Origin of the sequence: Streptomyces goshikiensis, from assembly GCF_014650555.1 — a bacterium.
Classification (GTDB): Bacteria; Actinomycetota; Actinomycetes; order Streptomycetales; family Streptomycetaceae; genus Streptomyces; species Streptomyces goshikiensis.
This window is the reverse complement of sequence record NZ_BMVE01000007.1, coordinates 198405-222812: the sequence shown is the minus strand read 5'-3', so window position 1 is coordinate 222812 and position 24408 is coordinate 198405. Positions and strand designations below refer to the sequence as shown.

General features: G+C 75.0%; 17 protein-coding genes. 15 read left to right on the top strand and 2 right to left on the bottom strand.

Features of this window, described 5'->3' with window-relative positions:
* Positions 1-269: 269 nt before the first annotated feature.
* The 10 genes from IE248_RS22055 (at position 270) to IE248_RS22010 (ending at position 16653) form a co-directional block, all read left to right on the top strand.
* Positions 270-1946 (top strand): AfsR/SARP family transcriptional regulator, encoded by a 1677-nt coding sequence (locus tag IE248_RS22055; protein WP_373301575.1) that lies wholly within the window; start codon positions 270-272, stop codon positions 1944-1946.
* 120 nt (positions 1947-2066) lie between these two features.
* Positions 2067-4292: a TOMM precursor leader peptide-binding protein gene (locus tag IE248_RS22050; RefSeq protein ID WP_190031477.1), complete on the top strand. Its 2226-nt coding sequence runs from the start codon at positions 2067-2069 to the stop codon at positions 4290-4292.
* A gap of 4 nt (positions 4293-4296) precedes the next feature.
* The gene (locus IE248_RS22045; RefSeq protein ID WP_373301586.1) at positions 4297-6228 is read left to right on the top strand and encodes a TOMM precursor leader peptide-binding protein; all 1932 of its coding nucleotides are present in this window, start codon (positions 4297-4299) and stop codon (positions 6226-6228) included.
* 44 nt (positions 6229-6272) lie between these two features.
* Positions 6273-7865 carry a SagB family peptide dehydrogenase gene (locus tag IE248_RS22040; RefSeq protein ID WP_190031475.1) on the top strand — a complete coding sequence of 531 codons (1593 nt, stop codon included), beginning with the start codon at positions 6273-6275 and terminating at the stop codon, positions 7863-7865.
* A gap of 12 nt (positions 7866-7877) precedes the next feature.
* Positions 7878-10661, top strand: a complete 2784-nt coding sequence (locus IE248_RS22035) for a lantibiotic dehydratase (protein ID WP_229895450.1) — start codon at positions 7878-7880, stop codon at positions 10659-10661.
* On the top strand, positions 10658-11743 hold the full coding sequence (locus IE248_RS22030; RefSeq protein ID WP_373301585.1) for a lantibiotic dehydratase C-terminal domain-containing protein: 1086 nt from the start codon (positions 10658-10660) through the stop codon (positions 11741-11743). The genes IE248_RS22035 and IE248_RS22030 overlap by 4 nt, the downstream gene beginning before the upstream one ends.
* Positions 11740-12864: a zinc metalloprotease gene (locus tag IE248_RS22025; RefSeq protein WP_190031474.1), complete on the top strand. Its 1125-nt coding sequence runs from the start codon at positions 11740-11742 to the stop codon at positions 12862-12864. Before IE248_RS22030 ends, IE248_RS22025 begins: the two co-directional genes overlap by 4 nt.
* Before the next feature lie 71 nt (positions 12865-12935).
* On the top strand, positions 12936-13964 hold the full coding sequence (locus IE248_RS22020) for an ABC transporter ATP-binding protein (RefSeq protein ID WP_190031473.1): 1029 nt from the start codon (positions 12936-12938) through the stop codon (positions 13962-13964).
* Complete coding sequence (locus IE248_RS22015; RefSeq protein ID WP_037796981.1) at positions 13961-14716, top strand: ABC transporter permease; 756 nt, start codon at positions 13961-13963, stop codon at positions 14714-14716. Before IE248_RS22020 ends, IE248_RS22015 begins: the two co-directional genes overlap by 4 nt.
* On the top strand, positions 14713-16653 hold the full coding sequence (locus tag IE248_RS22010) for a TOMM precursor leader peptide-binding protein (RefSeq protein WP_190031472.1): 1941 nt from the start codon (positions 14713-14715) through the stop codon (positions 16651-16653). Before IE248_RS22015 ends, IE248_RS22010 begins: the two co-directional genes overlap by 4 nt.
* A 73-nt stretch (positions 16654-16726) precedes the next feature.
* Here the strand turns inward: IE248_RS22010 and IE248_RS22005 are convergent, their stop codons facing one another.
* Positions 16727-16900 carry a thiazolylpeptide-type bacteriocin gene (locus IE248_RS22005; protein WP_037796982.1) on the bottom strand — a complete coding sequence of 58 codons (174 nt, stop codon included), beginning with the start codon at positions 16898-16900 and terminating at the stop codon, positions 16727-16729.
* Positions 16901-17063: 163 nt separating this feature from the next.
* Here IE248_RS22005 and IE248_RS22000 point away from each other — a divergent pair, with 163 nt between their 5' ends.
* The 3 genes from IE248_RS22000 (at position 17064) to IE248_RS21990 (ending at position 20003) form a co-directional block, all read left to right on the top strand.
* Positions 17064-18359, top strand: coding sequence for an amidohydrolase (locus IE248_RS22000; protein ID WP_190031471.1), 1296 nt, complete (start codon positions 17064-17066; stop codon positions 18357-18359).
* 337 nt (positions 18360-18696) lie between these two features.
* Positions 18697-19116: an SSI family serine proteinase inhibitor gene (locus IE248_RS21995; protein ID WP_229895449.1), complete on the top strand. Its 420-nt coding sequence runs from the start codon at positions 18697-18699 to the stop codon at positions 19114-19116.
* Between the two features lie 155 nt (positions 19117-19271).
* Positions 19272-20003 (top strand): hypothetical protein, encoded by a 732-nt coding sequence (locus IE248_RS21990; protein WP_037796984.1) that lies wholly within the window; start codon positions 19272-19274, stop codon positions 20001-20003.
* 52 nt (positions 20004-20055) lie between these two features.
* Here IE248_RS21990 and IE248_RS38230 read toward each other — a convergent pair whose 3' ends face one another.
* Positions 20056-21714 carry an alpha/beta hydrolase gene (locus IE248_RS38230; protein WP_190031470.1) on the bottom strand — a complete coding sequence of 553 codons (1659 nt, stop codon included), beginning with the start codon at positions 21712-21714 and terminating at the stop codon, positions 20056-20058.
* A gap of 189 nt (positions 21715-21903) precedes the next feature.
* On the opposite strand from IE248_RS38230, the gene IE248_RS21980 reads away from it, so the two are divergent.
* Positions 21904-22458 carry a hemerythrin domain-containing protein gene (locus tag IE248_RS21980; RefSeq protein ID WP_190031469.1) on the top strand — a complete coding sequence of 185 codons (555 nt, stop codon included), beginning with the start codon at positions 21904-21906 and terminating at the stop codon, positions 22456-22458.
* A 367-nt stretch (positions 22459-22825) separates the two neighbouring features.
* A complete protein-coding gene (locus IE248_RS21975) occupies positions 22826-24406 on the top strand; it encodes a cytochrome P450 (protein WP_268254098.1) in 1581 nt (526 codons plus the stop codon).
* The last annotated feature ends 2 nt before the right edge of the window (positions 24407-24408 follow it).

The window sequence follows — 24408 nt, the reverse complement described above, 5'->3', positions numbered from 1 at the left end:
CAGTCATTCACCGCCCAACGGGGGGCGAGCAGCGACTGCAGGCCTGGTCCGGACTATTTCCGGCGTGTGACGGGCCCCGCGGAACCGGCAGACCACCGCCCCCGCCACGCTCCCTATAGGGGGAATGCGTGACCCGACACGGGGGATCAATCATCCGGTTCCAGCTTCTGGGGCCTTTGAGCATTGCGCACGGGCCCGAAACCGTCGTACTCAAACCGTCCAAGCCGACCAGCCTTCTCGCCGCGCTCCTGCTGCATCCCAACTCCGTCGTGTCGACCACTTATCTGCTGCGCGCCGTGTGGGACGAGGAACCGCCCGCCACCGCCCGCGCCGCACTGCAGACCTGCGTGCTCCGGTTGCGCCGGCTGTTCGCCAAGTACGGCATATCCGCGACCACCATCGAGGCCGTGCCGGGCGGTTACCGGATGCGCAACGACACCGAGACCCTCGACCTCGTGCTCTTCCGCACGCTCACGGCCGGCGCGGGATCCGCGACCGGCCCGGGAGAGGAGCTCTACCGGCTCAGGGAGGCCCTGTCGCTCTGGCACGGGCAGCCCCTGGCCAACGTGGCCTCGCGCATGCTCCAGCAGGATGCCGTCCCCGCTCTCGAACAGGAGCGGCTACGGGTCCTGGAGAGGGTCTGCGACCTGGAACTCGCCGCCGGCAACTGCCATCAGGTCCTGGTCGACCTCTACGAGGGCGCCCGCCGCCACCCGGTGCGCGAACGGTTCACCGAGCAGCTCATCGAGGCCCTCTACCGCACCGGACGGCAGGCCGAGGCGCTCGCCGAGTACCGCACCGTACGCGACCGGCTCCGCGACGAGCTGGGCATCGACCCGGGCCCGGGACTGCGCCGTCTGGAGCTCGCCATCCTGCGCTCCGAGGACCTGGCGCCCGCCCCGCCGGTGCCCCCGTCGGCGCCCGCCCGGGCGCTGACCGGGTCCGCGGTCCCCGCACTGCCGCCGCGCGGCGCGCCCGCCCACGGCCGCCGGCCGAGACGGGAGGTACCGCCCGTCCCCGCCTTCGCCGGGCGCGAGAGCGACCGAAGAGCCATCGCCGAGCGGCTCACCTGCGCCGACGGGCCCCGGCTGGTCGTCGTATCGGGCGCACCGGGCATCGGAAAGTCGGCGCTGGCCCGTCAGACGGCCCACGAGACACAGCACTCCTTCCCCGGCGGGGTGTTCGTACTCGCGCTGGCCCGGCCCGACGGAACACCGCTGACCGTCGAGGAGGCGGCCCGCCTGCTGCCCGAAGCCGCTGCGGACGCCGGCGCGGGTACCGGCGCCGACCGGCAGCTGATCGTCCTGGACGACGCGGCCGGCGCCTGGCAGGTGACCCCGCTGCTTCCCGCGGCGGGAGACGCCTCGGTCATCGTGACCAGCAGGCGCGCCCTGGCCGCGGTCGTCGCCACGCACGGCGGCGCGGTGCACCGGCTCGACGTACTGCGGCCCGCCGAGGCGTACGGGCTGCTCGCCGGGCTCATCGGCGCCCGGCGGATCGCCGCCGAGCCCGCGGCCGCCCGGGAACTGGCCTCCGTCTGCGGTCACTTCCCGCTCGCCCTGCGGATCGCCGCCGGCCGGCTGCTGACCCGGCCCGCCCTGTCGGTCGCGGACTGCGCGGCATGGCTCGCGGCGGATCCCCCCGCCCGGCTGGCCCTCGCGGAGGACGCCCGGCTCTCGGTGCCGGAGGTGTTCGGGCAGGCGCTCGACGCGCTCGCCCCGGACCTGCGGGAGGCGTTCCTCCGGCTGGGCGGGCCCGGCGCGGACGGCGATCCGTCGGCCGGGGAGAGCGAGAGCGTGCTCGAACAGCTCGTGGACTCCGGGCTGTTGGAGGACGGGCCGCCCGGCCCGTACCGCGTCCACGACTTCCTCCGCGTCTACGCGCGTTGGCACGTCCGCACGCACCGGACGACCGCGGCGGCCCCGGCGGCGGCCGCACCGCGCTGACCTCCCGCCCGGTCCGTCGCACCACCCCTCCGCCCACACCGCTCCCCCCACTCACCGCTCCCCTCTCCCCCCTACGCTCCCCCCTCCCGATCCCGCCCAGACCGCACCCAGGGGTGTCCCATGGCTCACGCCAGCTACGAAGCCGTTGCCGCGACCCGTCCCCGGATCCGCCGCGACGTGCTGTTCACCGAGACGCCGGACGGCGTGCTGTTCCACAACGCGGACGGCGGCTTCCGCCTGACGGCCAAGTCCGCCTACCGCTTCGCGACGCTGATCGTGCCCCACCTCACCGGCGAGCACGCGGTCGCCGACCTGTGCCGGGGCCTCGGCGAGGCACAGCGGACGATGGTCGGCGAACTCGTCCGGACCCTGTACGAGCGGGACTTCGCCCGGCCCGTCACCGACCCCGCCCCGCGCGCCGACGGGCAGGCGGTGCTCTCTCCCGACGTGGCCCGCCGGTTCGCCCCGCAGATCGCGTACGCCGACCACTACGCCGATGACGCCGAGGCCCGGTTCCTGCGCTTCCGCGGCACCCGCGTCGCCGTCCTCGGCGAGGACGACGTGGCCCGCTGGTGCGCGTCGAGCCTGATACGCAACGGCTGCGCGACCGTCGGCGTGACGGCGGGCCGGGTCGCCTCGGCGCTCGGCCCGGAGGTCGCCGAGGCCGTCGGCGACGGCTGCCCCGTCGAGCTCCGCACGCTGGCGCCGGCCGACGGGCGCCAGCCCGGCTGGACCGAACTGGCCGATTACAACCTCGTCGTCGTCACGGGCGGCCGGACCGCGCCCGCCCGGCTGCTGCCGCTGCTGCGCGCCGGGATCCCGGCCGGCGCCGCCCTGCTGCCCGCCTGGTCGTACGGCTCCGACGCCGTGATCGGCCCCCTGATGACGGCCGGCAGCGCCGGCTGCTGGGCCTGCGCCGCGCTCCGGCTCGGCGGCGCCGCCGGCCGTGACACCGCGGCCGCCGCCGAACTGTGGAGCGCGCTGGCGCTGCCCGGGAGCCCCGCCGCGTCCGGCCCCGAGCCGGGCCGGCCGCTGGCCGCGATGATCGGCAACCTCCTGGGGTACGAGGTCTTCCGCGCCGCCTCGGGAGCGCTGCCCGCCGAGACCGCGGGCCAGGTGATCGTCCAGGACATGGCCTCGCTGGACGTCACCGCGGAACCGCTCCTCGTCCACCCGCGGTGCCCGTTCTGCGCCCCGGCCGAGGAGGAGGCGGCGCGGGAGACCCCGGCGCCCGTGGCCCTCACCGAGGCGGGCACCTCCGGGGCGCCCGCCCTGCCGACCCTGGAGACCGCCCGCGAGGCGGACGCGCTGGTGGAGGAGCTGAACCGGCGCTCCGCGCTGGTCCGTCCGTACACCGGCGTCTTCACGCGCTACGCGGACGAGCCGCTCACCCAGATCCCGCTGAAGCTGAGCGTGGTCGAGTTCGGCGTCGGCCACGCGGGTCCCCGCGCGGTCGCGGCCTTCGACGTCCACCACGTCGCCGGGGCGCGGATGCGGGCGCTGGACGCCGCGGCCCTCGTGTACGCCGAGCACGTCGTCCCGGCGCGCGGTGTCGTGGCACGCGCCGAGGGGGCGGTCGCGGAGGCCTCGCTGACCCTCGCCTCCGGTCTGCCGGGCGCGGCCGGGGCCTGGCAGCGGGCCGTCTCGCTGGTCACGAAGGAACCCGTGCTGGTTCCGGCGGCGGCGGTGCGCCCGTTCGGGCCGCACAACGGCGACCGGCTCTTCGAGCGCACCCGCGCCGGCGCCGGCGCGGGCCCTTCGCCCGCCGACGCGGCGGCGGCCGGCCTGCTGTCGGCGCTGGCCCACGACGCGCTGCTGCGTGCGGTGCGCGGGGCGGCGGCCGCGCCGGTCGCGCTGACGGAGGGGACGCCCGACGCCGAACTCGCCTTCCTCGTACGGTCGGCGGAGCGCCTCGGGATCACCGTCGAGCTGCTCGACCTCGGCGAGGCCGCTCGGTCCGGTGTCCAGGTGCTGCTCGCCCGGGCGGCGGACCGCTGGGCCGTGGGCGCCGCCCTGGACCGGCGGACGGCGACGGCCGACGCCCTGCGGGACCTGCTGGGCGCCGTGCAGTACGAGCGCGACGCCGCGGCTTCCGGGGCTCCCGCCGACACCGGTGATCCGCTGCTGCGGGACCTCGACGCCCGCACGCTCACCCTGTCCGCCGACGCCGGTGACGCCGGTGGGAACCCGGTCGCCGCCGACTGGGCCGGGGTGCTGGACCGGTTGCGCGCGGCGGGCCGTGACGCCTACGTCGTCCCCACCGGCTCCCCCGACCTGGCCTCCGCCGGACTGCACACCGCCAGAGTGCTCCTCACCTGCGCCCAGGAGCCGGGCGATGACCACTGACCGGATCCCCGCCGGCCGGGTCGCGGCCGGCCCCGAGGTCGTCCACGCGCTCGGCCCCGGCGCGGCGGCCCGCTTCACCGCGCTGCTGGAGCGTGCCCTCGGCGCGCTCGGCGGCCCGAGGGTGACGCTGTCGGCGCTGGGGACCGCGGACGCCTTCGCGCGCCCCGCCCCCGGACCCGGGGGGAGCCGGGCCTCCGTGCCCGTGCACCTGTACGGCCACCAGGCGGTCGTGGGGACGCCCGGCGGCTGTGCGCGGTGTCTGGAGCGCCGCTGGCAGGCCGTGCGGTCCGTCGCGCTCCGGGACGCCCTGGAGCTGGGCGGCGGCACCCTGGCCGCCGGTGCCTGGCCGTACGCGCACGCCTTCGCCGCCGATGCGCTGGCCGCGCTGATCACCGCCGCCGGGGCGCCCGGCGCCGCCTCCCCCGGGGGCGTCTTCCCCCAGGTGCGGCTCCTGGACCTGCGGACCGGCTCCGTACGCCGCCATCCGCTGGTTCCCGACCCCGAGTGCCCGGGGTGCGCCGCGCCGGAGACGGACACCGCGGCGGGGGCCGCCCTGGACCTGCCGCCCTCGCCCAAGTACCGGCCCGGTGTCTTCCGTACCCGCCCCGTCGAGTCGTACGGGATCGAGGTGGCGGCCTTCGCCAACCCGCTGTGCGGGGCGCTGGGTCCCTCCCTCGTCCAGGACGTGTCCTCGACCACCACCTCCGCCACCATCGGCTGTTTCTCTATGCGTTCGGGCGAGTACCTGCGCGAGACGTTCTGGGGCGGTCACACGGACTCCTTCACCCGCAGCGGGCAGGTGGGGGTCCTGGAGGGGCTGGAGCGCTACGCAGGGATGCGGGCGCGGTCGCGGACCACGAGCGTCACCGGTCCGCTGTCGCGGTTCGGCGCCGATGCCGTCGACCCGCGGGAGGTGGGCCTGTACAGCGAGGCCTTCCACCGGGAGAACCCGCGCGTGCGCCCCTTCGACCCGGACCGGGAGATCGCCTGGGTGTGGGGCTGGTCGCTGCGCGACAGGGTGCCCCGGCTGGTGCCGGAGATCCTGACGTACTACCACGCGCCGGGCCTGGAGAACCGGTTCGTGCAGGAGAGCTCCAACGGCTGCGCCTCCGGCGGCAGTGCGGCCGAGGCCGTGTACTTCGCCCTGATGGAGGTCGTCGAGCGGGACGCCTTCCTCCTCACCTGGTACGGACGGCAGCCGCTGCCCGAGATCGACCCGGCGAGCAGCTCCCGTCCGGCGACGCGCGCGATGGTCGACCGGCTGGCGATGTACGGCTACCGCGCCCGCTTCTTCGACACCCGGATCACCTTCCCGATCCCCGTCGTGACGGCGGTCGCCGAGCGCTTCGACGGCGGCACCGGCCGGATGTGCTTCGGGGCGGGAGCCGGTCTCGACCCGGAGTCGGCCCTGGACTCGGCGCTCTGCGAGATCGCCACGGACGCCGTCAACCTACCGGGGCGCACCGAGCGCGACGAGGCCCGGCTGCGCGCCATGGCGGCCGACTTCTCCCTGGTCACGGCGCTGCACGACCATCCGCTCGTCTACGGGGTCCCGGAGATGGGCCGGCACGCGGACTTCCTGCTGCGGGCGCCGGGCGGGGGGCCGACGCGGACGGTGGCCGAGCTGGAGTGGCCCGACCGGTGGGGCGCGGCCGCCTCGGACGACGTGCGCACGGATCTGGAGCGGTGCGTGTCGGCGGTCACGGCGGAGGGCTTCGACGTCGTGGTCGTGGACCAGACGATGCCCGAGCAGCGGAAGCTCGGCCTGCACACGGTGAGCGTGCTCGTCCCCGGGCTGCTCCCCATCGACTTCGGGTGGTCCCGGCAGCGGGCGCTCGGCATGCCACGGATGCGGACCGGCCTGTTCACCGCCGGGCTGCGCGAGCGCGCGCTGGAGCCCGGCGACCTGAACCCGGCACCCCACCCCTTCCCCTGACCCGGCCGCCGCGACCGGCGTCCGACCCGAACGTAGGAGGACCCATGGGCTACGCCCATGTCTACGCCCACGAGATCATGCACCGCGGCCGGGTGCCGATGGAGCCCGCCGACTTCGTGCCCGACTGGGCCGACCGGCCCCGCAAGGCCAAGTTCCACCCGGACGCCGAGACCCTGCCGCTGCCGGAATCGCCGGAACCGCCGGAGCAGGCCGCCGGTGGGGTCCGGGGGTTCACCCTGCCGCTGCTGTCCGGGATGCTCCGGGACTCGTACGGGCTGACCGGCCGGCGGCTCGCGGTCCAGGCGAACACCGACCTGGCGGCGCTGCCGCACTACACCCACGCGAACTGGTCGCGGGGCACCGCGTCGGGCGGCGGGCTCTACCCGGTGTCCGTCCACTGGGCGGCGGGCCCGGGCGGGCCGCTGACCCCGGGGCTCTACCACTACGCGCCGCACCAGCACGGGCTGCGCCGGCTGCTGACGGGCGATGTCACCGGGGAGGTCCGGTCGGCCCTCGGCCCGGGGGCCGGCGCGGCCGCGGCGGCGACGCAGTACCTCGTCCTCGGGGTGAAGTACTGGCAGAACGCCTTCAAGTACAACAGCTTCTCCTTCCACGCCGTGAGCATGGACGTGGGCGCCCTGGTGCAGACGTGGCGGCTGTGGGCCGCGCGGTACGGGCTGCGGATCGACCCGGTGCTGTGGTTCGACGAGGAACGCCTGGCCCGGCTGCTGGGCGTGGCGCCCGAGGAGGAGGGGATCTTCGCGGTGGTGCCCCTGACCTGGGACGGGGCGCCCGGTGCCGGACAGCCGGGAGCTGCCCCGGCCCCCGACGTCACCCCGGCCCCTGAGACGGCCCCGGCCGTCCGGCACCGGGACGTCGAACGCTCCCGCCGCGTCCTCGTGTTCGAGACGCTGCGCCGCATCCACGAGGCCACCGCGGGCCGGGCCGCCGACCGCCCGGCGCCGGACGCGCTGGACGCGGCCGCCGCGTTCCCGCCCCGGGGCGGCGATCCGCTGCCGCTGCCCGCGCCGCCCGCGCCACCGGTCACCACCCGGCGGGCGCTGCGCGAACGCCGCAGCAGCTTCGGCCGGTTCGACGCCTCCCGTACCCTCGCGGCCGGGCCGTTCGCCGCCGCGCTGGCCGACTGCGCGGCCACGGCGTACGGCACGGAGACCGAGCGCCCCGGCGGGCCCCCGCTCACCTCGCTGTACGCCTTCGTCAACCACGTCGAGGGCATCGCGCCCGGCGCGTACGCCTACGATCCGGCCGCCCACACCCTGCGGCTGAGGGTGCCGGGGCCGCCCGGGTCCTTCCTCCAGCGCAACTACTTCCTGTCCAACTACAACCTGGAGCAGGCCGGCGCGGTGATCGTCCCGACGGTCCGCACCACCGCGGTCCTGGACGCGGTGGGCGATCGCGGCTACCGGCTGGTGGGCGCCACCATCGGCGCGGTCGCCCAGACCTTCTACACCACGGCCGCGGCCTTCGGCCTGGGCGCCGGGGTGGCGCTCGGCTTCGACAACATCTCGTACCGGGAGGAGCTGGGGCTGACCGGGACCGACGAGGCGCCCCTGCTGATCATGCTGCTGGGGCACGACCGTCCGCGCCCGGCCGACTTCCGTCACGAAATCGCCTGAGGGGAGCCGACGATGAACACCACCGAATGGCAGGCGGGCGACCGCTTCATGCTCCGGGTCGCCGGACTCCCGCTGTCCGCGGTCGAAGCCCTGCGCGCCACCGACACCGGGCGCTGGGCCGAGGAGGTCCTGACCGCCGAGGCGGCCCTGCGCAAGGGCGAGCAGCGGCTGGGTGACGTACTCCACGAGGCCGTCGGGGCCACCGATCCGGCGCCGGACGGCCCGGGCGCCGCCCAGCGGCGCGCGCTGCTGCGGCTGCGCCGCCAGATCCACAACGGCCGGCCGCCGGCCCGCCGGGACGCGTCGACGGAGACGGCCGTGGAAGCCGTGGCCGCCATGGACGAGGACGCCGCCGAGCACCTCGCGGGCTGGCTGCACCGGCGCGGGCTCCTGGACAAACTGCTGGCCGAGGGCCCGCCGTTGCTGGCCGCCGACCTGGCCGGGAACCGGGCCGCGCTGCGCGAGCTGCTGGCCGACGAGCGGCTGCGGCACGGGTTGCTGCTCGCCTCCCCGGTGCTGGAGAAGCAGCTCGACGGGTACGCGAGCGCCGAGGGCGTGCCGGGCGGGCGGGCCCGCAAGGCCGAGCGGTCGGTCCTCTCGTACGTGTACCGGACGGCCTGCAAGACGAGCCCGTTCAGCACCTTCACCGGGGTGGCGACCGGGCGTTTCACGGGCGACGGCGCACCGGGCGGCGCGGCGCGGGTCGCGGACGTCTGGAGCAGCCACGTCCGCCTCAACGTCGTGGTCCTCGCGCGGCTCGCCGAGCTGATCCTGGCCGACCCCGTGCGCCGCCGGGACCTGCCGCTGCGCCCGGCCTCGGGCTGGGGCCACGAGGAGGACCGGATCCGCTACGTGCGCCGCTCGGTCACGGCGGGCGACGACTCGGCCGCCGTCACCTTCGACGCGGTCAAGGACCGGCTGTTCTTCCTGCGGCGCAGCGGGACGCTCGACCGCCTCCTCGCCCTGTTCGCCGGGCGGCCCGAGCTGCGGCACCGGGAGCTGACCGACTGGCTGGCCGCCGAGCACGCCGCGGATCCCGCCGAGTGCGAGGCGTACGTCGCCGCCCTCCTCCAGCTCGGCATGGTGCGCGTGCCCTGCCTCGACACCGAGGTGCACGGCGGGGATCCGCTGCGCTCCTTCCAGCGGTCGCTGACCTCGCTGGAGCGGCCCTGGGCGGACCGGCTCGCCGCCCTGCTGGAGGCGCCCGCCGCGGCGCTGGCCGGCTATCCGGAGGCCGGGCACGCCGAACGGGCCGGGCTGCTGCGGGAACTGCGCAGCGGGCTGCACCGGGCGTGGGAGGAACTCGGCGCACCGGACGCGGCCCTGCCGCAGACCCTGCTGTACGAGGACGTGAGCGGGGGCCACGAGCTGCCCTGCGCGCCGCCGGACTGGACCGCGCTGCGCTCGGTCGAGCGGATCCTGCCCGCCTTCGACCTCACGCTGGCCGGGCGGGTCACCTTCGAGGGGTTCTTCACCGCGCGGTACGGCTCCGGGGGCCGCTGCGAGGACCTCCTGGGGCTGGTGCACGACTTCCACGAGGACTTCTACGACCAGTACCTGTCGTTCACCGCCCGGCGGAGGCCCTTCGACGAGCGCGGCGAGTACGTCGCGGAGGAGAACTGGCTGGGCCTGCCCGGGATCCGGGCCCTGGACGCGGCGCGCCGGGCGTTCATCGGCCGGATGCGGCGGGCCTGGTCGGCGTACGAGGCCGCGCACGGGACGGCCGGGACGGACGGGGCGGACGGGACGGCCGCGGACCACATCCGTCTCGACGAGGCAGACCTGGCCGAGGTGGCGGCTGAACTTGCGCCGGTGACACCGGACTTCGCACCGCGCTGCCACCACCTCCAGTTCGCCCGCGATCCCGCCGACGGCACCCCGCTGACCGTCCTGAACCGCTCGTACGGCGGTCTGGCCTTCCCCTTCAGCCGTTTCACTCACGTGTACGAGGAGCAGGGCGGGCCGGGGCCGACGGACGCGCCGGGCGCCGGCTTCTGCGCCGGGCTGCGGGACACCGCCCGCCGGGTCACCCCGCCTGGCGCGGTCTTCGCCGAGGTCACCGGGGGTCCGGTCACCACCAACCTCAACCTGCACGGGGAGCTGACCGACTACGAGATCGTCTGCCCGGGCGAGAGCGGCACGCTCCCGCCGGAGCGCCGGCTGCACCTGGACGACCTGTACGCCGAGCACGTGCCGGCGACGGGGCGGGTGGTGCTGCGGTCCCGGCGGCTGGGGCGCGAGGTGATCCCCGTCTACCTCGGCTACCTGGTGCCGCTCGCGCTGCCCGCGATCCCGCGCACGCTCCTGCTGCTGTCCCCGTCGTCGATGTCCCCGCTCGACGTGTGGGCGGGCGTACCGGAGGGCGCGGCCCTCGACCGGGTGACCACGCGGCCCCGGGTGGTCCACGGCGACGTGGTCCTCAGCCGGCGCAGCTGGACCACCACGGCGGGCGCCCTGCCCGTCCGGGGGGCGCGGGAGGCCGGGCACTTCCTCGACTGGCAGCGCTGGCGGCGTACCCACGGCCTGCCCGAGCAGGTGTTCGCCACCGTCTCGGCCGGCCCGTCGGCCGCCGGGGCCAAACCGCAGTACGTCGACTTCGCGAGCCTCCTCTCGCTCGCGGCCTTCGAGACGCTGCTGCGCGATCCGGCGCACCGGGTCGTCTTCCGCGAGATGCTCCCCGGCCCCGACGGCCCGCACGTGCGCTCGGCCCGCGGCGCCCACGTCGCCGAACTGGCCGTCGAGACGTTCACCTCAACCATCCGAGACCAGGAAGGCGGCACCCGATGTCCGAGATGACCCCGCCCGCCGGCGCCCGCACCGACAGCCCCGCCGACACCCGTGGCGCGTGGCAGGCCCTGCACATCTTCTACGCCGCCAACCCGCAGCCGCTGCTGACGCGGTGCGTGCGGCCGCTGATCGCCGAACTCACCGCCGACGGCCTGCTCGCCGGCCACTTCTTCATCAACTACTGGCTGGAGGGGCCGCACGTACGCCTGCGGCTGCGCCCCGTCACGCCCGAGGCGGGGCCCGAGGTGCGGCGCCGCGCCGAGGAGGCCGTCGCGGCGTTCCTGAAGGCCCGTCCGGCCCTGTACGAGGTGGACTCCGGGTTCCTCAACGAGTTCTACAACACGCTGTTCGACATCGAGTTCCCGGAGGGCGACCGGGCCGCCTTCATGGGCCCGGACGGCCGGATGAACCTGCGGCCGAACAATTCGTACGCCCGGGAGCCCTACGAGCCCGAGTTCGGCAAGTACGGCGGCCCGGCCGGCGTCGAACTGGCCGAATGGCACTTCGCCCGCTCCAGCGACCTCGTCATGGACGCCCTGCACCGGATGAACCTGCACCTGCGGACCGTCCTGCTGGGCACCTCCGCCCAGCTGATGATGGTCATGGCGGGCGTCTTCCTGCCGGAGCGCGAGGAGCTCGCCGGATACCTCGACCGGTACTACGAGTTCTGGCACCGGGCCTTCCCCGGCACCGGGTTCATCGGGTCCGAGGAGTACGACCGGACGTACGGGCAGACCGCCCCCGGGCTCGGCCGCCGCTTCGCCGCCGTGCGCGGGGCGCTCGCCGCCGGGGAGACCGGCCGGCTCCCGGCGTTCCTGGCCGGCTGGGCGGAGCACTGCCGGGAGCTGCGCGAGCGCGCCGAGGCCCTCGCCGTCGCCGGGGACCTGGTGTTCCGTTCCTGGGACGGCGCCCGGGACGAGCGGGTGACGGATCCCGCGCAGGCGCTGCCGCTGCTGCTCTCCCCGTACATGCACATGACCAACAACCGGCTCCACGTCACCATCCGCGACGAGGCGTACCTGGCCCATCTGCTGGGCCGGGTGCTGCGCGAGAGCGAGGGCGTGCCCGAGGGCGCGGCGGTCGCCCCGTGACCGGCCCCTCCCCCGCGCCCGGCCCGGCGGGACTGCTCGGGCACCGGCCCGCCCTGCGGCCGGACGTCCTGCTGTCGGCTCCGCTGCTCAACGGGGCCGCCACCGTCCACCTGGTCAAGGACCCGGTGTCCGGGGCCTCGTTCGAGATCGGGCCGAAGGAGTTCTTCCTCGTCTCGCGGCTGGACGGCTCCCGCAGCCTCGCCGAGATCGGCGCCGCGTACGCGCAGGCCTTCGGGCGGCGGCTCGGCGAGGGCAACTGGCAGCAGTTGCTGGCCCTGCTCGGCACCCGCCGGCTGCTCGCCGGCGGGCCGCCGCCGGCCACGCCCGCACCGCCCGGGGGCCCGCTGGAGGGCACCCTGCTCCGCGGCCGGCTGCGGCTGGTCGCCGACGCCGACGCCGCCACGGCGCGGCTGCACCGGGCCCTGCGCCCGCTGCTGCACCCCGTGGTGCTCGTCGCCTTGCTGCTCGGCTGCCTGGCCATGGAGGCGGCGCTGGCCGTCTCGTTCGGTGAACTGGCCGACGGGCTGGGGTGGCTGCTGCGCCATCCGGCGCCCCTGCTGGCGGTGGCCACCCTCATGTGGCTGAGCACCGCGCTGCACGAGTTCGCGCACGGCATCGCGGCCCGCCACCTCGGCGGGACCGTCGGTGAGATCGGGCTGCGGTGGCGGCTGCCCGTCGCCATCATGTACTGCGTCGTCGACAACTACCGCTTCCTGGCGCGCCGTCGGCACCAGGTGGCGGTGGCCTGCGCGGGCGCCTTCGCCAACCTGCTGTTCCTGCTGCCGTTCTTCGGCTGGTGGGCGGCGCTGCCAGAGGGCGATCCCACCCGCCGCGCGCTCGGCGCGCTCCTGCTGCTCGGCAGTGCGCAGGCGCTCGTCAACCTGCTGCCGCTGCCCCCGCTGGACGGCTACACGATGCTCGGCCACGGCCTGCGCGTGACACGGCTGGCGCCCGCGAGTTCGGGGTACCTGCGGCTAAGGATGCGCGACCGGGCGGCCGCCGCCGCGTATCCGGCGCGGGCCCGTCGCCTCTACCTGGCGTACGGCATCGGCTCCGCGCTGCTCGTCCTGCTGCTCGCGGCCGGCCTCACGGGAGCCGTCTGGTACGCCGTCACCACCTGACCCCACGACCGAACCACCCCGGGCCGGCGCGCCGTCCGGACCGCTCGCACACACAGAGGAACGCACGCCCCATGACAACTGACAGCAACCAGCCGCCCGGCTCCCCGGCCATCTCCGTCCAGGACGTGCGCAAACGCTACGGCGACCGCCAGGCGGTGGACGGGGTCTCCCTCGACGTGCGCCGCGGCGAGTTCTTCGGCCTGCTCGGCCCCAACGGGGCGGGCAAGACCACCCTCATCGAGATCATGGAGGGGCTGCGGCAGGCGGACTCCGGTACGGTCCGGGTCCTCGGGCACAGCCCCTGGCCCCGCGACACCGCGCTGCTGCCCCGGATGGGCGTGCAGACCCAGGCCTCGGCGTTCTTCGTGCGCCAGAGCGCCCGCGAGCACCTCGTCACCGTCGCCGGGCTGTACCGCCGCGGCCCGGAGGCCGCGGACCGCACGCTGGAGACCGTGGGGCTCACCGAGCAGTGCGACGTCCTGGTGGAGAACCTCTCGGGCGGTCAGCGCCAGCGCCTGGCCATCGCCTCCGCCCTCGTCCACGACCCGGAACTGATCTTCCTGGACGAGCCGACGGCCGCCCTGGACCCGCAGGCCCGCCGCGACCTGTGGGAGGTGCTGCGCGCCCTCAAGAGCGAGGGCCGCACGATCGTCTACACGACCCACCACCTCGACGAGGCCGAGGCGTTGTGCGACCGGGTCGCGATCCTCGTCGACGGCCGGACGGCCGCGCTCGACTCGCCGCACCGGCTGGTCACGGCGGCGGGCGCACCCTCCCGGCTGCTGCTGCCGCAGGGGCGGCTCGGCGTCGAGGAGGCCGCCGCGCTGCCCGGCGTCGACCGGGCCACCGTGCAGGGCGGCTCGCTGGTGCTGGAGACGGCGACGCCCGGCAAGGTGCTGCAGGCGGTGGACGCGCTCACCGGGCTGGACGGGGTGATGACCCGTACGGCGACCCTGGAGGACGTCTACCTCGAACTCACCGGCGCCGCACATCCCGGGGCCGCACATCCCGCCGCCGCAGACCCCGGCGCCGCAGACACCGCCGCCGGACACCTCGGCCCCCAGGCCGGCCCCCACACGCAGACGGAGCACCAGGCATGAGCGCGTACACGGCCCTGACCGCCGCCGGCTACCGGGCCCAGGTCCGGGACAAGGCCACCCTCTTCTTCACCTTCGCCTTCCCGCTGCTCTTCCTGGTCGTCTTCGGCCTGATCTTCAGCGGCCAGGACGTGGAGGAGACCGGCCGCCCCTACATCTCGTACATCGCGCCCGGGGTGATGTCCTGGGGCGTAGCCAACGCGGCCGTCTTCGGCATCGCCTTCACCCTGATGCAGTGGCGGCGCGACGACCTGCTGCGGCTGATCCGGCTCACGCCGACCCCGCTGACGACCGTGCTCGCCTCCCGGTACGTACTGGCCCTCGCCGTCGGCGTGGTCCAGGCGGCCGTGTTCGTCGCCGTCGCGATGCTGCCGGGCTTCGGGCTGACCCTGGACGGCCGCTGGCCGCTGGTGCTGCCCGCCCTCGTGCTCGGCATCACCGCGTTCCTCGCCATCGGGGTGATCGTCGGCACGTACGCGAACACCCCGGAGGCCGTCGCCGCGATCGCCAACTGCCTGATGGTGCCGATGGCGTTCCTGTCCGGCTCGTTCCTGCCGCTGGACATGATGCCGTCGTGGCTCCGGCAGGTCTCGCGCGTGCTGCCGCTGCGCTACCTCAACGACGCGGCGACCGGCGCCCTCACCGGCAGCGGGTCCCTCGCCACCATCGGAACCGGCTGCGCGGTCCTGTTCGGCTTCGCCCTCCTCTTCGGCGCGATCGGGCTGAAGACCTTCCGCTGGAGCAACCGGACATGACGACGCCGTCCGTACGCCCCCTCGCCCCGGACGGGACTCCCCTGGAGGCCGCCCGCCGGGACCTCGCCCGGGCGCTGGAGCCGCTCGGCGCCGTCGTGGTGACCCTGGGCGTCCACGACGCCCTGGGGCCGCGCGCCGCCGACCCGTTCGCGGCGGTCCGGCCCGGGGCGACGGTGCACCTGACCGCGCGCGAGGTCCTCGTCGGCCCCTGGGGCGGGGACGGCACCGCGCCGGCGTGCGGCCAGTGCCTGGCGATGCGCCGCCAGCGGCTGCGCAGCCGCAGCGAGCGCGACGCGCTGGAGACCGGCGGCGGGCCGGGCACCCCGGCCGGCCCCGAATGGCCCCGGCTGTCCCGGTACGCGTACGACGCCGTGTCGGCGCTGCACGCGGCCGTCCACGGCGGTCGGGCGGGCGCGCCCGGCGGGGCGGAGGCGGCCGACCGGGCGCTGCCGCAGGTGTCGCGCCTCGACCTGGAGACGCTGCGGATCCGCACGTACCCGCTGCTCGCCGACCCGCTGTGCCCGGACTGCGGGCCGCGGGGCACCGACGCGCCCCGGCCCTTCTCGCCCGAGTCCCGCCCCAAGCCCGACCCCGGCGCCCAGCGGCTGCGGGCCGCGTCCTCGTACCCGATGCCGTACGCGGCGCTGGCCAATCCGGTGACGGGGGTGCTCGGGGGCGGCACCTGGCTCAACGTCACCTCGCCGACGACCGCGCCGGTCGCCGGGAGCGTGTTCATGCGCGGGTACGCGGGGCTGACGGACGTCACCTGGAGCGGGCAGGCCAACAGCTTCGCCGCGAGCCGCGACCTCGCCCACCTGGAGGGGCTGGAGCGGTACGCCGGAACCCACCGCCGCACCGGGAACTCGCTGCTCACCGCCTCCTACGCGGAGCTGGGCGACCGCGCCCTGGACCCCGCCGAGTGCGGGTTCTACGCTCCCGAGACCTACCGTGACGACCCGCTCGTGTCCCCCTTCGACCCGGAGCGGCCGATCCCCTGGGTGTACGGGCATTCGCTGCGCGACGACCGGCCCGTCCTGGTCCCGGCCCGGCTGGTGCACTACAGCGCGGGGGTCGCCGCCGACAACTTCGTCTTCGAGTGCTCCAACGGCTGCGCGATCGGCAGTTGTCTGGAGGAGGCGCTGCTCGGGGCGCTGCTCGAACTCATCGAGCGGGACGCGTTCCTGATCGCCTGGTACGGCGGGCTGCCGCTGACCGAGATCGACCTGGCGACGGTGCCGGGGACGGCGGTGCGCACGATGGCCGACCGGGCGTCGCTCCAGGGGTACGACGTGCACGCCTTCGACAACCGCATCGACCTCGCGGTGCCGGTGGTGACGGGGCTGGCGGTGCGGCGCGACGGCGGTCCGGGGCTGTTCTCCTTCGGCGCCGGCGCGGCGCTCGATCCGGCGGCGGCCGTGGAGGCGGCGCTGTCGGAGGTCCTCACCTACATTCCGCACCTGCCCCGCCAGGTCGAGGAGCGGCGGGGTGAACTGGAGGAGATGGCGCGGGACTTCAGCCGCGTGCGGCATCTGAAGGACCACGCCCAGCTGTACGGTCTGCCGGCGATGGCGGAGCACGTACGGCCCTACCGGGAGCCGGTGGCCGTGCGCGCGATGGACGAGGTCTACCGGTCCTGGACGGAGGACGGGCGGCCGCGCACCGGCGACCTGAGGGACGATCTGCTGTGCTGCGTACAGGAGTTGACGCGGGCGGGGCACGACGTCATCGTCGTCGACCAGACCACGCCGGAGCAGCGGCGGATCGGGCTGCGCACGGTGTGCGCGGTGGTGCCGGGGCTGCTGCCGATCGACTTCGGGTGGTCCCGGCAGCGGGCGCCGTACCTGCCGAGGCTGCGGAGCGCGCCGCGGCGGGCGGGGCTGCGGGCGACCGACCTGACCGAGGCGGAGGTCCGGATGGTTCCGCACCCGTTCCCGTAGGAACCGTGAACGGCGGCGCCCCGCCCCTCGCTCGGCGAGGGGCGGGGCGCCGGTGTCCGCGCGGCCCGGTGGATCAGGCGGAACAGGAGGTGGTGCTGGTGGTCGAGGAGCAGGTCGAGGTCGAGCTGCAGCTCGTCGAACCGGCGAGCACGACCTCGCTGGCGTCCGAGTAGTCGGAGATCTCGAAGGTCTCCGACTCCAGCTCCAGGATCTCCTCCGCGAGCGAGGCGAGCGGCGACTTCTCCATGGTGACTCCTTCTGGTGCGGGCGGGCACGGGGCCGTGCCGTGTCTGTCCCCATCAGAGCCGGTGCCGCCGTCACCCGACCCTTCGCGGCGCTGACACTCCTCTGACACCACGTGTCAGCGCCCTGCCGCACCGCCTCCGGAACGGCTGTCCGATCATGGCCGCATGACCGGCCCCGTACCCTCCTCCGCCGCCGCACCCGCCTCCCCGCCCGTCCCCGCGCCGCTCGCCCGGCTGGACGCGCACCTGCACGCCCTGACGGCGTTCTACCTGGAGCTGCACCGGGATCCCGAGCTGTCGGGCGCGGAGCGGCGTACGGCGGACCGCTTCGCCGCCCGGCTGGAGTCCGCCGGGTTCGCGGTGACGCGCGGCATCGGCGGACACGGGCTCGCCGGGGTGCTGCGCAACGGCGACGGTCCCACGGTGCTGCTGCGGGCCGAGCTCGACGCCCTGCCGGTGCGGGAGACGAGCGGTCTTCCGTACGCGGCCGAGGGGGAGGTGGCGCACGCCTGCGGGCACGATCTGCACCTGGCCGCGGCTGCGGGCACCGCCGCGCTGCTGGCCGGGACGCCGGGGGCCTGGCGGGGCACGCTCGTGGTGGTGGGGCAGCCGGCCGAGGAGACGCTGGAGGGGGCCCGGGCGATGCTGGCCGACGGCCTCTACCGCAGGTGCGGCCGGCCCGACGAGGTCCTGGCCCAGCACGCGGCGCCGCTGCCGGCCGGGATGGTCGCCCACGGGTACGGGCCCGTGACGGCCGGGAGCGTCACCTTCCAGGTGGTGGTGCACGGCCGCGGCGGGCACGCGGGCGCCCCGCACCTCGCCGTGGACCCGGTCGTCGCCGCGGCCCACGTGGTGACCCGGCTGCAGACGGTGGTGGCGCGGGAGGCCGCCCCGGCGGAGCAGGTGGCGGTGACCGTCGGCTCGTTCCGGGCCGGGGACCGGGCCAACGTCATCCCGGACCGCGCCGAACTGGCGCTCACGGTCCGGGCGGTGAGCGAGGCCTCGCTGGCCCGGGCCGCCGAGGCCGTGGAACGGATCGTGCGGGCCGAGTGCGCGGCCGCGGACTGCCCCCGGGAGCCGGAGATCCTCCGGGTCTCCGCCTCCCCGGTCACCCATCCCGATCCGGGGGTGACGGCGAGCGTACGGGAGGCGCACACGGCCGCCTTCGGGGCCGAACGGGTGATGATGTGGCCGCCGTCGCTGGCGACGGAGGACTTCGCCCTGTTCGGTGACGCGGGGCTGGAGGTGCACGGCGAGCGGGGCATCCGGCTCGGGTACTGGATGCTGGGCGCGGCCGGCCCGGCCGCCTGGTCCCGGGCCCCCGGCACGACGGCGGCGCAGAAACTGGCCGCCCTGCCGGCCAACCACGCGCCGGACTTCGCCCCCGACGTCCGTACCGCCCTGCCGGCGGGCGTGCGGGCCCTGACGACGGCGGCGCTGGCCCGGCTCGGCGCCCCGTAACCGAGCCTCAATCCCCCTCCGCGGAGCATCCGGAACGGCACTATCCGGTCAGCCTGGATGGATGTTCGATGAACCGCGCGCGACCGGCAGCAGGTCAACGGCCCGCGATCGGCACGTCACTCCCGCCGTCACCCTCCGTTTTCGCGTGATCGCGAAGGGCACACACCCCGTCCGAGCTGGCCGAACGACCATTCGGTCGCCGACATGCGAACGGAGTGTCCGGAAATCGGTCACCGATGTGCGCGCGCCCTTCAGACCCGAGAGACTCAGCGACGTCAACCCGACACACCGCAGCCAAATGCTGCACATGTCCTTCGAATTGAAAGAGAGTCTTGTCGTGCGTCACCGCATCGCTGCTGTCTCCGCCGCCGCCCTCGTCGCCATCGCCGGCTCCATCGGCATCGCGGAGGCTCAGCCCGCGAGCCTGTACGCCCCGTCCGCCGTGGTCCTCGCCGTCGCCCAGGGCGAGAACGCCGCCACCGTCGTACGGGCGACCACCGTCAGCTGCGCACCGACCGCCCAGGGCACGCACCCCGACCCGCGGGGCGCCTGCGCGGCCCTCAACGCCGCCGCCGGCAGCCTCGACGCGCTCCTCGCGGCCCCGGACACCAACCGTGCCTGTCCGATGCACTACGACCCCGTCACCGTCACCGCGGACGGCGTCTGGAAGGGCAGCCGCATCGCCTGGAAGCACACCTTCTCCAACTCGTGCGCCATGTCCGCGACGCTGAACGGGAACGCCGCCTTCGCGTTCTGATCCGCCGGACCTCCCCCCGCGCCCGCCACCGCCTCCGTACCCGCCCGGGTACGGAGGCGGTGGCGGTTCGCGACTCGATCATCGGGCGTTGCATCCTTGGACCGAGCGCGTACGCGTACCCCGCGCCGCGCCGCCCGAGTCACGAGGAGGATCCGATGAACGCCGCCGGAGAGGGACCGCAGCTGCCGGACGCGGTCAGCGTCGCCAATGCCAAGACGACGCTCCTCCAGCTGCTCGCCCGCGCGGGCGTCTTCACCGGCGACACGGAGGAACTGATCGGACTCGTCGAGGCGGGCGCCCTGGCCCGCGCGTACGAGGAGATCACCGCCCGGGCGGGGAGCGCCCCGGGGGACAAGGGCGAGCCGTACGAGTCCGGCTGGCTCGACGGAGCCCGCGACGTCGTCGACGAACTCGGCGCGATCGCCACCCGCGCCGGACGCCGCTCCGCCGGATCCGACGCGCCGGACGAGTCCCCCGAGGAGCGCCCGCGCGTACGGCGGATGGAGCTGGAGCGGGCGCAGGTGGCGGTCACCCCCCTCTACCTCTCCTTCACCTCCGTCTCCGACTTCGACCCGGAGGTCACCTCCGAGGTCCTCACCGCCATCCTCGGCACGATGAGCTCCAGGCAGCGGGCCCAGTACGCCGGCCGGCTCACGGAGTTCAGCGCGTCCCACCGGGCCCGTCTGGAGCGGCTGTACACGGAGTACGGCCCCGGCAGCCCCATCGCGATCCACGGCCGCTACTCCGTCGTCCACTCCCCCACCAGCCTCGCCGTCCTGGAACGCCTCGCCACGGCGCCCTCGGCGCTGCGGGAGGAGTGGGACGCCGCCGAGCTGCCGCCCGCGTGGCTGGACGGCCTGACAACGGCCTGGAACGCGTCGGCCTGACGGGGGGCGGGGCGGGCGCGGCCGGCGCCCCGGGCCGGCTCCGGTCGATCCGTCAGCCGGCGCCGCGCGGCAGCCAGGCCGGCGGCCACGTACGGAGCAGCCCGCCCGGAGGGGTGACGGCGGCGGTCGCCGCCGACGGCTCTCCCGGATTCACGAACGGCGGGGTGTCCTGCGCGCACCGCGCGCCCCGCGCCGGCAGCGCCCCGGTCAGGACGTACCGGACGACGTGGCGCCCCACGCAGGCGCTCGGGTTGCCGAGCGCGGTGTGCCCGTAGCCGTCGAGCGTCAGCAGCCGGGCCCGGCCCAGCTCCCGTGCCATCGCCTCTCCGGCGCGGTAGGGGGTGGACGGGTCGTGCACCGAGTTGACGACCAGTACCGGATGCGCGGTGGGCCGGTTCCAGGGGCCGGTGTACGGGTCGGCGGCCCGGGCCGGCCACGCGGCGCAGGGCTCGTTCGCCCACACCCACCACCGGGCGAGCGGACCGGCCTCCCGCACCGCCCGCTCCTCCAGCGCGGGGTAGCGCCCGGGCGGGGCGGGGTTGGGGCTCTCGGCGCACAGGACCGCCAGCGACTGCTCGAACCCGGGATAGCGGGCGGGCGCGGCCACGGCCGGAGACTCGCCGGGCGCCACTCCCTGCCACAGCGATTCCAGGGTCGCGGCGGTCCCGGACCAGCCCGGGTGCACGGTGTAGAGGCCGCCCCGGACCTCGCTCACCGCGCGGGCGTACGTCCAGCGGCCGACCGGCCGCTCGGCGAGGCGTGCCAGCAGGGTGGCGTACTTGGCCCGGGTCGCCGCCGGGCTGCCGGCGGAGAAGGCGCAGCCGGTCATCGGCGCGCGGCCGCAGAGGTCGAGGAACTGACCGAGCGTGTCGGCGGAGCCGAGGTCGGAGCCCAGGCGCAGGAAGGTGCTGCGGGCGGGCTCGGTGCCCGCGCCGCCGTCCGTCCACGCCCGAGGGTCGACGTTCCCGTCGACCACGAGGCGCCCGACGCGGTCGGGGAACAGGTTCGCGTACGTGGCTCCGAGCAGCGTGCCGTAGGAGACGCCCCAGTAGCGCAGCCGTTCCTCGCCCACCGCCCGGCGCAGCAGGTCCAGGTCGCGCGCGGTGTCGGCGGTCGAGATGTGGCGCAGCAGCTCGGGGTCCCGCCGCTCGCACCGCTGCGCCAGCTCCGCGTAGGCGGTGACGAACGCCTGCCGCTGCCCCTCACCGACCGGGAACGGCGGGACCTTGGCGTGCCAGGCCGCGGCCTCCTTCGCCGTGTCGAAGCAGCGCACCGCCGTGCTCTCGCCGACCCCGCGCGGGTCCCAGCTGACAATGTCGAAGCGGTCCCTCAGCTCGGCGGGGAACTTGCGGTACAGCTCGGGCAGTCCGACCGTCCCGGGGCCGCCGGGTCCGCCGGGGTTGAAGAACAGCGATCCGGCGCGCCGCCCCGCCGCGGCCGCCCGGTGGCGGATCACCGCCAGGTCGATCGTGCGGCCCGAGGGCTCGGCGTGGTCCAGGGGCACCTTGGCCACCGCGCATTCGAAGCCCGCCTGCGCCTTCCGCGTACAGGGCTTCCAGCGCAGCACGACACCACGACCGCCGTCGCCGCCGTCGCCGCCGCCCGGGCCGCCCGCCGATGCCGGGCCGGCGGCCGACAGCAGCGCCAGCAGGGCGGCGGCCACCGCCCCGGCGGCTGCGCGCAGCGGTATCGCCGTCCCGGTCGTTCGCATCGCCGGCCCTTCGTCAGGGAAACGGGCCCGCGCGGTGCCGGCGGCCCTTCCCGCCATGACATCGGTGCCCGGCGCGCCGGGCAACTCACGGGCGTCCGAACGGGCCCGCGTTAGCTCCGTGGCCGGGTGGGTACGCGCGGGACGACCGGCACTCCGCCCGGCCACCGGCGATCGGAACGGAGCAGTGACATGGGACATGGTGCGGATGTCATCGAGGAGCTGATGTGCGATCACCGTGAGGTGGACGACCTGTTCTCCGCGATCGAACGGACCGCCCCGGCGCTCGACCGGCAGACGCTAGCCGAGCAGCTCACGATCGAACTCGTACGGCACGCGGTCGCCGAGGAGGAGCACCTCTACCCGGCGATCCGCGAGCACTTCCCCGACGGGGAGCTCATCGCGGACAAGGAGCTCGCGGACCACGCCCGGGTGGAGAGGATGCTGAAGGACCTCGAAGGGGTGGACGGCGCGGGCCTCGAATTCGACCGCCGGATCGCCGAGCTCCGGGCCGAGGTGACCGCGCACGTGTGGGACGAGGAGCAGAACCTCTTCCCGCGGCTGCGGCAGGGATGTTCGTCCGAGGACCTGCACCGGCTCGGCGACAAGGTGCGCCGGGCCAAGAAGTTCGCGCCGACGCGGCCCCACCCGGGGGCGCCCGGCACCCCGCCCGCCGGCCGGCTGCCGGCGCCCGTGACCGGTCTGGTCGACCGCGCCCGGGACTTCGTCTCGGGCCGCGGCCGGTAGCGGCGCGCCGGGCGGTCCGCGTTGTGGCCGGCGCGCCGCCCGCTGTTCACCCCCGGTGGGAGGAGGCGCGGATTCCCCGGCGCGGCCGCCGTCCGGGAACAAGCCATCTCGCCCGGCGCGGCCGATTGCCCCGGCGCGGCGGGGAGCGCGCCGGGGGGAACGCTGGCCTGCTGTGCCCGGGCTCCCGCGCCGGGTGCCGCACCGATTCGGCACTCCAGTGGGAACCGGCCATCCCCTCCTGCGATATTGCGGTGCCGGGAATCGTCTCCATAGCCTGACGGGGCATCAAAAGTCCCTCAAGCATTGGCCCGTTCGAGCCGCTTTTGGCCCGCGGGAAGGCTCTCGCAAGCCGTGGAGGGGATTACCCATGAGCGCGCCCAGCACACGCCCTTTGCTTTCGCTCTATCGAGCCATTTACGCGGCAGGAGTCACCGCGACCCTCCTGGTGGCGGGTTTCGGATTGTGGACCGGCCTCAGCCTGCGGAGCTGGCCGGTGGCACTCGTCTCGGCGGCCGTTGCGGGACTCCTGGTTCTCGCCGTACGCAGGCGTCTGACCGAATTCCGGTCCCGGCGGCATCTGCCCGGGCCGAAACCGTCGTTCTTCCTCGGCAATATGAGCGATCTGCTGCTCCACGGCCACGGCGGCCGGCACGAATCCCTCCAGGCGCTGCACGACGAGTACGGTCCCCTCGTGCGTTTCCATGCCGCTTGGGGAAGCGCCCCGTTCGTGTCGCTCTCGTACGTGTCCCCGAACCTCCTCAGGAAGGAACTCGACTCGCACCGCCGGGCCGACCGGACCGTGCTGTCCCGGAGCCTCATGGGAATGGCGGGGGGTGAACTCCACCAGACCCATCGGCAGGTCATCGCACCCTCCATGACCTTCCGCGGCGTCTCGGAACGCGGGTACGTGCTGAAGGACGTGTCCGAGCGGTACGTGGACAAGTGGAAGCACGTCGACGAGGGGTACGAGGGCCTCCAGTCCGACCTGCGCGACTGGAGCGTGAACTGTCTCAGCGCCTTCCTCTTCGGCGACGACTGGGACGTCGGAGCGGACCTGCACGCGTACCACCGCGCGCTGAGCGCCATCGAGGAGGAGGTGAGCTTCCGGGCCTTCCACCCCTTCTTCGTCAGGTGGGTCTTCCCGAGGCGGCGGCGCCGGGTGAGGGCCGCCTACCACCGCGTCGCGGCGGAACTCGGCGAGGTCGTGACCCGGCGTGAGCAGCGGATCCCCGCCGCCTGCCCGGCCCACGGGGCCACCGGAGCCGCAGCGGCCACCGGCGCCGCCGGCGGCGATCTGCTCGACCGGGTGACCCGGGCGCCGTGGTCCGCCGAGGACCGCGTCGAGGAGCTGATGTCGCTGATCCTCGGCGGCGCGGATCCGATGTCCTACGTGCTGTCCCAGGCCCTGGTGATGCTCTCCCTCGATCCGCACGTCCAGGAGAAGGCACGGAAGACGATCGAGGCCTCCTCGTCCTTCGCCCAGGAGGGTGATCCCGGCCCGGACCCTTACGTCCGCAACATCGTCTACGAGACGCTGCGCATGTTCCCGCCGGTCCCCTTCAGCGCGAAGTTCAGCGACGAGCGCGCCGTGGTGGAACAGGGCATGAGCATCCCGCCGGGGACCGTCATCATGTGGATGAAGAACGCCGTCGGGAAGAACCCGGAAATCTTCCGCGAGGCGGAGCGGTTCAACCCGGACCGCTTCGACCCGGAGCGGTTCCCGGCGGACGGCGAGAAGCGGAACGACACCATTTCCAGCTTCCTCCCCTTCGGTGCCGGCCCCCGGCACTGCGTGGGAAACAGGCTCGCCGAGCAGCAGTGCATCGTGCTGCTGACGGAAATCCTGAAGAACTTCCACGTCGTGCCCCTGCGGCACATCAAGGTGCAGTTCCATTCCACGATCTCCGTGGTGCCATCGGCCGTACCGGTCAGGCTGGTCCCACGATGAAA